Origin of the sequence: Luteitalea sp., from assembly GCA_009377605.1 — a bacterium.
Classification (GTDB): Bacteria; Acidobacteriota; Vicinamibacteria; order Vicinamibacterales; family Vicinamibacteraceae; genus WHTT01.
This window is the reverse complement of sequence record WHTT01000152.1, coordinates 1-8,665: the sequence shown is the minus strand read 5'-3', so window position 1 is coordinate 8,665 and position 8,665 is coordinate 1. Positions and strand designations below refer to the sequence as shown.

Genomic DNA, 8,665 nt, shown 5'->3' with positions numbered 1-8,665 from the left:
AGGTGGATCACTTTCCGAGCGGCGGACTGGTCTAGTTTCCGAGCGGCGCCTCCACGCGGCGCTATTGCTGGCGCTGTGCGGATGCCTTCTCGCTCTAGCGGGCGCTGCGCTCGTCCTCTGGTCCCGGGCCGAGCTCGGTTCGGCTTGGAGTTTCGTGCCGATGGCAGATCAACGTACAGGCCTCGTGACGACAGGTCCGTATCGCCTCGTCCGCCACCCCATCTACCTCGGCCTGTCACTGCTGGCGATGGGCGAGGCTCTCGCCTTCAGCAGCTGGCCTGCCGTCGCGGTTGTGTTTTCCGCGATTGTGCCCACCTTTGTGTGGCGCGCGTATGCAGAGGAAAGACTGCTAGCTGACACGTTTGGCGAGCGCTATGCCCATTACCGAAAGCGGACCAAGATGATGATCCCGTATCTTCTGTAAGGCCTGCCCCCTGACTGGCGGGGCGACGTGGACCGTGATTGTGAACGTCGATGCAGCCGAACCGGCGGGCTTCGACGCCGGCATTCATTTCGGGGAGTTGAGCGAGTACCAGGCTATCCCGGATGAGCCAGGAGGAGACGCGGGGTAGTGGGATTCAGCCAATGATCAGCTCACGAGCATGGGTGATCTCGCGGCTGGAAACGGGTCGGAGGTCCGAGGCCTCAACGGTCGCCACAGCAGCCGTCCTCCCGTCGAGAGTCGTGAACTCTACCTCGAAGGCTTTACCGTCGGGGTACACATGAATCACGGTCCCAACATCGCCAACCTCCAGGCGCTCTTTAGGTACGGGCGCGGTCAGGACAACTCGATCGTGTTCCTTGATCATACCGAAGGCTCACTCCCTACCCGGATAGGCCGTTACCAAGCGAGGCGCTTCCGAGCCTCGATCGATGATCCAGACCGTCCGGACTTTCCGTCGACGGCTCTTCCCAGTTTGCGACGAGACGCTCCCGTCGACAACATATTTCCGCCGTGCGCCGACTCGACGCTTTCAACCACTTCCCCGTTCTGAGCTTGCGCTCGTGACCGTGCCGACCAACGGTGTGCTCGCACCCGAGGAGGATGCATTGCTTACCGCCATCGATAAGGCGGCACGACGGCATCTCAACATGGAGAAAGCCAGCCGGGCCTGGCGTGATGCGCTTGACGCCATCAAGGACGACGAAGTGAGCGATGCCGTAGAAGGCGCCCACCTCTGGGTGCTCTCCGAGGCAGGCAAGGCCTACTTCTACACGGGCCTGGCGTTCGCCGTAACGCTGGCCGACCTGGCGCGTGGTTCCGATCGATGACGGAACCGACTTCAGCGGTCGTCCGCGATCGGCAGGACAAGGACGGGTGGAGGAAGGGATTCACTGCGATCATCCACTTCCTCCATTCTTCCTCCTCTGCTTCGTCTTGCTCTTGGAATGGCAGTCTGGTGGGAGATTCAGAAAGCCAATGACGAGTGGTGACGTACCGAGCTTCGTTGACCGCTCGATGACATCTTCGTCGAACACGTCGAGCTGATCCACATGGGCATCTCGATGAAGACCAGCAACGCCGGGAACATATTCGCGTGGAACGATGCAACGCAAGGCGTTGAGCAGCGGCCCAGCGGTCAGCCGTCAGTCCTCCCGATCGGCAAGCATTTCGGCTTTCGTTCGAAAGCAGACCGCCTGAGCATCCTCGTCGAACACGATCTCTTCCACGGCATAGGGCGGACCGTTCAGCCAACTCGAATCATCGTCGATGCGCCGTGAGATGCGCTGCTCGCCATCGACGGTCTGAACTGTGGTGACCTCCCTCGGTCCCAGCTTCACGGCCACGACGACACGAGCTCCAATGTCGGTGCAACGAAACTGCCCTTCGACCGTCCAGAATGTTTCGCCGATCACGAAATCTCTGTGCTCCATATTGCCGATCGCTCCCTCGTGGACCTGTAAACGTGAGCGACTGACCGGACATCCGCTGCTCCGGGTGTCGGGAGCGGCAGTCATACCCAAGTTCAGCTTGCCGTTTACTGCCCAGGTGCGCATATTCTTGTGGGTACAGGCCACTCACGGTGCGGATCCGGGCGGGCGTCCGCCTAAGCTCGACTATAATGCAAGACGCCAGGTGGGTTTGACCCCTGACAGCACCAACGAATGTCGAATCCATTCTTCGAGCGGCCCATCGTCAACTCGCCGTATGAGTACCCGCGCCAGCACTGGGAGCTCGACGAGACGGGCCAGCCAACCGGGCGCCTCGTCGACCGGCGACGCCGCGCGACGCTGGTCACACCCATCCCGAAACCCAAGAAGCGACGCGGAAGTAGCAGGCAGCAAGAGCTGGTCCTCGACGAGGGTAGCGGCCTGTCCACCAAGAGCCAGGCATACGATCTGTCGATCATCAACGAGGTCCGCCAGCAGGTGAACATCTGGCGCGACCTACCGGCCAATCACTGGCAGGTGACGCCGGAGACCGCACGGCTGCTGCAGCACTGGCGACATCACGAGTTCGGCGGGATCCGACCGTTCTTCTGTCAGGTGGAGGCTGTCGAAACTGCAATTTGGCTGTCCGAAGTGGCTCCGCATGCAGCTTCAGGGAAGCGCCTGCTCGAGTATCTGAAGGCCGCAAACAGGGAGGCAAACCCGAATCTCGAGCGCATGGCTCTGAAGCTTGCCACTGGCGCGGGCAAAACGACCGTGATCGCGATGCTCATCGCCTGGCAGACCGTCAACGCCGTTCGCCGGCCGGGCAGCAAGCATTTCACGCGCGGCTTCCTCATCGTGGCGCCAGGCTTGACCATTCGCGATCGCCTGCGCGTGCTGCAGCCGAACGACCCAGACAACTACTACGGCACTAGAGAGCTGGTTCCGCACGACCTGCTCGAGGACATGAAGAAGGCGCGGATCGTGATCACCAACTATCACGCCTTCAAGCGGCGCGAGCGTCTCGAGCTTTCTGCGGGAGGACGGGCGCTGGTGAAAGGCCGCACGGGCCCTGAGCTGCAGACGCTCGAAACCGAAGGGCAGACGCAACAGCGCGTGATGCCGGAGCTGATGGGCATGAAGCACGTGCTCGCCATCAACGACGAAGCGCACCACTGCTACCGTGAGAGGCCACCAGAGCCTGACGACGAAGCGCCGAAGGGTGAAGAGCGGAAGGAAGCGGAGAAGAACAATGAGGCGGCCCGGCTCTGGGTCTCGGGGCTCGAAGCCGTGGGCCGTACGCTGGGTCTGGCGCGAGTGATCGATCTCTCGGCTACTCCGTTCTTCCTGCGCGGCTCCGGGTACGGAGAAGGCACGCTGTTCCCTTGGACCATGAGCGACTTCTCGCTCATGGACGCCATCGAGTGCGGCATCGTGAAGCTGCCGCGCGTGCCGGTCGCCGAGAACATTCCGGGCGACGAGATGCCAGTCTACCGCAACCTTTGGGAGCATATCCGCAAGGAGATGCCCAAGAAGGGGCGCCGCGCCGGCGGCGATCTCGATCCGCTGAAGCTGCCGACCCGACTGCAGACCGCGCTCCAGGCCCTCTACGGCCACTACGAGAAGACGTTTAAGCTGTGGCAGGAAGGCGGCATCTCGATGCCGCCTTGCTTCATCATCGTCTGCCAGAACACTGCCATCTCGAAGTGGGTGTACGACTACGTCTCGGGCTTCTTCAGGAAGCAGGACGGCGAGGCGTCCGTGCTCGAACATGGCCGCCTGCCGCTGTTCCGAAACTTCGACGAAACCACAGGGAATGCGCTGCCGAGGCCGAACACGATCCTGGTCGACTCCGAGCAGCTCGAAGCTGGCGAGGCTCTCGACCCGAACTTTCGCGCGATGGCGTCAGACGAGATCGAGCGCTTCCGGCGCGAGATTGTCGAACGTACAGGCGACGCCAGGGCCGCCGAGAACATCACCGATCAGGAGTTGCTGCGAGAGGTGATGAACACCGTCGGAAAGACCGGCCAGCTCGGTGCCGGCATCCGGTGCGTGGTGTCGGTATCCATGCTCACCGAAGGGTGGGATGCCAACAACGTGACGCACATCCTGGGCATCCGTGCCTTCGGCACGCAGCTTCTCTGCGAGCAGGTCATCGGCCGGGCTCTCCGTCGCCAGTCGTACGACCTCAACGAAGACGAACGCTTCGGTGCCGAGTACGCGGACATCTTCGGCGTGCCGTTCGACTTCACCGCCAAGCCGGTTGTCGCGCCGCCGACCCCGCCAAAGGAAACAGTGCAAGTGAAGGCGGTACGGCCCGAGCGCGACCACCTTGAGATTCGGTTCCCGCGGGTGGAGGGCTACCGCGTGGAGCTCCCCACCGAGCGTCTCTCGGCGTCCTTCACGGACGACTCGGTCATGGAGCTGACGCCCGACCTCGTCGGTCCGTCCATTACGCGCAATCAGGGCATTTTCGGTGAGGCTGTGGATCTCAGCCTCAAGCACCTCGAGGACGTCCGGCCGTCCACACTGCTGTTCCATCTCACGAAGCGGCTGCTCTACACGAAGTGGCGTGACGCTGGAGAAGAACCAAAACTGCATCTGTTCGGGCAGCTCAAGCGAATCACGAAACAGTGGCTCGACACCTGTCTCGTGTGCAAGGGCGACACGTATCCAGCGCTCTTGATGTACCAAGACCTCGCCGACATGGCATGCAATCGGATCACAGGGGGCATCAATCATGGGCTCGAAGGTCAGCGGCCTATCCGCGCGCTCCTCGATCCCTACAATCCGGTTGGCTCGACAGCTTACGTGCGCTTCCCCACCTCGAAGCCCGATCGCTGGGATACGAGCAGCCCGCCGCCGAAGAACCAGGTGAACTGGGTGGTGTGCGACAGCCAGTGGGAGGCGGAGTTCTGCCGTGTGGCCGAAGCGCATCCCAAGGTCATGGCATACACGAAGAACCACAACCTCGGCCTCGAGGTGCCCTACCGCTACGGCCCAGAGGTGCGTCACTATCGTCCAGACTTTATCGCCCTCGTTGACGATGGGCGCGGACCGGAGGACCTGCTGCGGCTCGTCGTCGAGACGAAGGGTTATCGCCGGGAAAACGCCAAGGACAAGAAGATCACGATGGAGACGTACTGGGTGCCCGGCGTCAACAACCTTGGAACGTTCGGGCGGTGGGCGTTTGCCGAGCTGACCGACGTGTATCAGCTCGAGACGGACTTCGAAGCCAAGGTGGCGCAGGAGTTCAATCGAATAATCGCCGACGCTGCTCGCGAAGTCGAGAAGGTGACTTGACGTGGCCAAGCGTGCAAGAGCCCCGAAGAACGTCGACGCCATTCGCCACCCAGACGACAAGCGCCTGAACATCCCCACTGCCGAGTATCGGTCGGTCCTGGAGGCCGAGCACGTCGCGCCGAAAGAGGTGAGGTATCCGCGGAACACCGACCTCGATCCGCAGCTCGTATGGCGCGGCAAGGACTACCAGGATTGGAGCGATCTCGTCGTCCAGGCGCCGCCGGTCTACATCCAGGAGAAGGTGCATCCCAAGGCGCTCGTGGACGAGCTGCTGCGCGAGTCAAAAGCAACCAAGGCGCAGCAATCGGACGCCCAGATTGATCTCTTCGCAGACTTCAACGGCGTCGCGGAGAGTGCCGACAGGACCGACTTCTACCAGCACGATCAGAACTGGACCAACCGCATGATCCTGGGCGACTCACTCCAGGTGATGGCGAGCCTCGCCGAGCGCGAGGGACTGCGCGGCAAGGTGCAGTGCATCTACATCGACCCTCCGTACGGGATCAAGTTCAACAGCAACTTTCAGTGGTCTACCACGAGTCGTGATGTGAAGGATGGGAATGCGGCGCACATCACGCGCGAGCCAGAGCAGGTGAAGGCATTCCGAGACACGTGGCGTGACGGAATCCACAGCTACCTAACCTACCTTCGAGATCGCCTCACCGCCGCCCGCGACTTACTTGCGGACTCTGGTTCCATTTTTGTGCAGATCGGCGATGAGAATGTGCACCGGGTCCGTTCGGTCCTGGATGAGGTGTTTGGACAGGCCAATTTCGTCAGTGAGATCATCACGCAGAAGACGGGAGGATTTAGCTCATCGCGCATTCCAAACACCAATGACTACGTTCTCTGGTATGGAAAGAATTCGTCCGAGCTGAAGTTTCGGCCCTCGCTCCAAGCTGTTGAGCGCTCGGCGAGTGAAGGGCAATACCAATGGATAACAGATCGACTTGGATTTCGGCGTGGTCTAACTGCAGAGGAACAGCGTGGTGAGGTCGAAGTGCCTGTCGGTACCGTTCTCTATCAGCCCACCTCACTGACATCCCAGGGCGCATCCTCAATCGCAGGTCGCCATGTATTCCGAGGACGAAGTTATATCATCCCGATAAATCAACACTGGAAAACGACAGTCGCAGGTCTGGTGCGGCTCGGCAGGTGCGGGCGAATCCATGAGGCCAGCAACAGCCTGCGATACGTGAGACTGGCAGATGACTATCCAGTCCGCCTGCGGACGAATACCTGGACGGACACGGCAACCGGGAACTTCACCGATGAAAAGATATACGTAGTCCAAACGAGCGCGAAAGCCATCGAACGCTGTCTCCTCATGGCAACGGACCCCGGTGATCTGGTGCTTGATCCGACCTGTGGCTCTGGCACAACGGCCTACATCGCTGAGCAATGGGGCCGACGCTGGATCACCATCGACACCTCACGCGTCGCCCTTGCACTGGCCCGTTCCCGCATCATGGGCGTGCGCTATCCGTATTACATCCTCGCCGACTCGCCCGAAGGTCTCAGCAAGGAAGCCGAAGTCAGTGGACGGGTCTTCGTCGACAAGCCGACACACGGCAGCGTGCGCCACGGCTTCGTCTACGAGCGTGTTCCGCACGTCACGCTGAAATCGATCGCCAACAACACTGAGATCGACGTCATCTGGGAAGAGCATCAACCCAAAGTGCAAGGTGCGCTGGACAAGTTGAATGCGGCCCTACGCGGCCACGCTACGCCATTGCGGATCTCCAACGGTGGACGCGAGGGCAAGGACGTTCGCTTCGATCCGCCGGACGACGCGCAGTTCACGCTGCCCGGCGGTGAGGTCGTGTCGGCGTCGGCCCTGGTTGAGTGGGAGGTCCCGCGCGAAGCGCCCGCGGACTGGCCGCAGGCTGCGCGACAACCGCTGGCGAACTTCTGGGAGGCACGCATAGCGCGTCAGAAGGCGATCGATGCGTCGATCGCGGCGAAGGCGGAGTCCGAGCTCCTCTACGACAGGCCCTATCCAGACTCGAAGACCGTTCGTGTCGCTGGCCCGTTCACCGTCGAGAGCCTGAGCCCGCGTCGCACGCTCGGCGTCGACGAGGCCGACGAGCTGATCGATCCGCTACAGGTCGGAGAGAGCGGACCTCCGTATGGACAGACGTTCGAGCAGATGATCCTCGAGAACCTCCGCACGGCTGGCGTCCAGCAGGCACACAAGGAAGACCGCATCAGCTTCACGTCCCTGACGCCGTGGCCGGGTGAGATGGTGTGCGCGGAGGGACGCTATCACGAGGGCGATGTCGAAAAGCGAGCGGCGATCTTTATCGGCCCGGAGTTCGGTACCGTGAGCCGTCCAGACCTCGTGCGTGCCGCCCGCGAGGCGGGAGACGCCAGCTTCGACGTCCTCATCGCCTGTGCTTTCAACTACGAAGCGCATGCCACCGAGTTCCACAAGCTCGGACGCATCCCGGTGCTCAAGGCCCGCATGAACGCCGACCTGCACATGGGTGGCGAGCTCAAGGCCACCAGCACGGGGAACCTGTTCGTCGTCTTCGGCGAGCCAGACATCGACATCCTGCATGTGGACGATGGACGTCTGCGAGTGCACGTGAGAGGCGTCGACGTGTTCGATCCAAGTACTGGTCAGGTCCGTAGCGATGGCTCCGACGGCATCGCCTGCTGGTTCATCGACACCGACTACAACGAAGAGAGCTTCTTCGTCCGCCATGCGTACTTCCTGGGCCAGAACGATCCCTACGGTGCGCTCAGGACAACGCTCAAGGCAGAGATCGACGCCGATGCATGGGCGACACTCAACAGTGACATCTCACGGCCGTTCCCCATGCCGGCGAGCGGGCGCATTGCCGTCAAGGTGATAAATCACCTCGGCGACGAGGTGATGAAGGTGTTTCGCATCGAGTGATGCCCACGGAGACTGCTTGCGGATCTGCGCTGACGATGGCATCGTCGTCGTGGGCTGGTGTGTTCGAATTGATACCGATATGGCTCCTTTTGCCAACCCCGGCGGGCCTGAGCTCGTGTTCGGTTTGGTCGGTGCGACCGGTTCGAGCCTGTCCTCGGTGACCAGCGCCTTGGTGAAGTCGCTGCGCATCGTTGCCTATACCTCTGCGCCCGAGACAATTCGACTGGCCAATCTCCTCCACGCATTCCCGCGATGGCAGAACCTTCCCGACTTCCCGGAGGACGTGCGACTCAATGCACATATGGATGCCGGAAATGAGTTCCGCAAGCTGACGGGACGCAGCGATGCCATGGCTGTTCTGGCCATTGCCGCAATCCAGGACCATCGCGACCAACGAACTGGATCGCAGAATGTGCCCGCACCACGCCAAGCCTTCGTGTTGAGGTCGTTCAAGCACCCGGCCGAGGTGGAAACGCTCCAACGTGTGTACCGGCATCAATTCTATCTGGTGGGTGCCTACGCCTCGCGACACGATCGGGTTGACAACCTGGCGGCACGTATTGGCCAATCGCATCACGATGCGTTGCC

The 8,665-nt window shown here is 61.6% G+C and carries 7 protein-coding genes; 5 read left to right on the top strand and 2 right to left on the bottom strand.

Translation table 11 applies throughout. The features are described 5' to 3' along the window. A partial coding sequence (locus tag GEV06_27420) for a hypothetical protein (GenBank protein ID MPZ21591.1) occupies window positions 1–424 on the top strand: 424 nt, incomplete at its 5' end. Between the two features lie 154 nt (window positions 425–578). Here the strand turns inward: GEV06_27420 and GEV06_27415 are convergent. Further along, window positions 579–809, bottom strand: a complete 231-nt coding sequence (locus tag GEV06_27415; GenBank protein MPZ21590.1) for a DUF4926 domain-containing protein — start codon at window positions 807–809, stop codon at window positions 579–581. Window positions 810–1,005: 196 nt separating this feature from the next. On the opposite strand from GEV06_27415, the gene GEV06_27410 reads away from it, so the two are divergent. Next, entirely contained in the window at window positions 1,006–1,272 is a 267-nt protein-coding gene (locus GEV06_27410) for a hypothetical protein (protein ID MPZ21589.1), read from the top strand. A gap of 315 nt (window positions 1,273–1,587) precedes the next feature. Here the strand turns inward: GEV06_27410 and GEV06_27405 are convergent, their stop codons facing one another. Continuing rightward, window positions 1,588–2,019 (bottom strand): hypothetical protein, encoded by a 432-nt coding sequence (locus GEV06_27405; GenBank protein ID MPZ21588.1) that lies wholly within the window; start codon window positions 2,017–2,019, stop codon window positions 1,588–1,590. An 87-nt stretch (window positions 2,020–2,106) separates the two neighbouring features. On the opposite strand from GEV06_27405, the gene GEV06_27400 reads away from it, so the two are divergent. The 3 genes from GEV06_27400 to GEV06_27390 form a co-directional block, all read left to right on the top strand. After that, a complete protein-coding gene (locus tag GEV06_27400; protein MPZ21587.1) occupies window positions 2,107–5,175 on the top strand; it encodes a restriction endonuclease in 3,069 nt (1,022 codons plus the stop codon). Between the two features lie 403 nt (window positions 5,176–5,578). Continuing rightward, complete coding sequence (locus GEV06_27395) at window positions 5,579–8,077, top strand: site-specific DNA-methyltransferase (protein ID MPZ21586.1); 2,499 nt, start codon at window positions 5,579–5,581, stop codon at window positions 8,075–8,077. 79 nt (window positions 8,078–8,156) lie between these two features. Beyond that, window positions 8,157–8,665 (top strand): hypothetical protein (locus GEV06_27390; protein ID MPZ21585.1); only part of this gene is annotated, 509 nt, incomplete at its 3' end.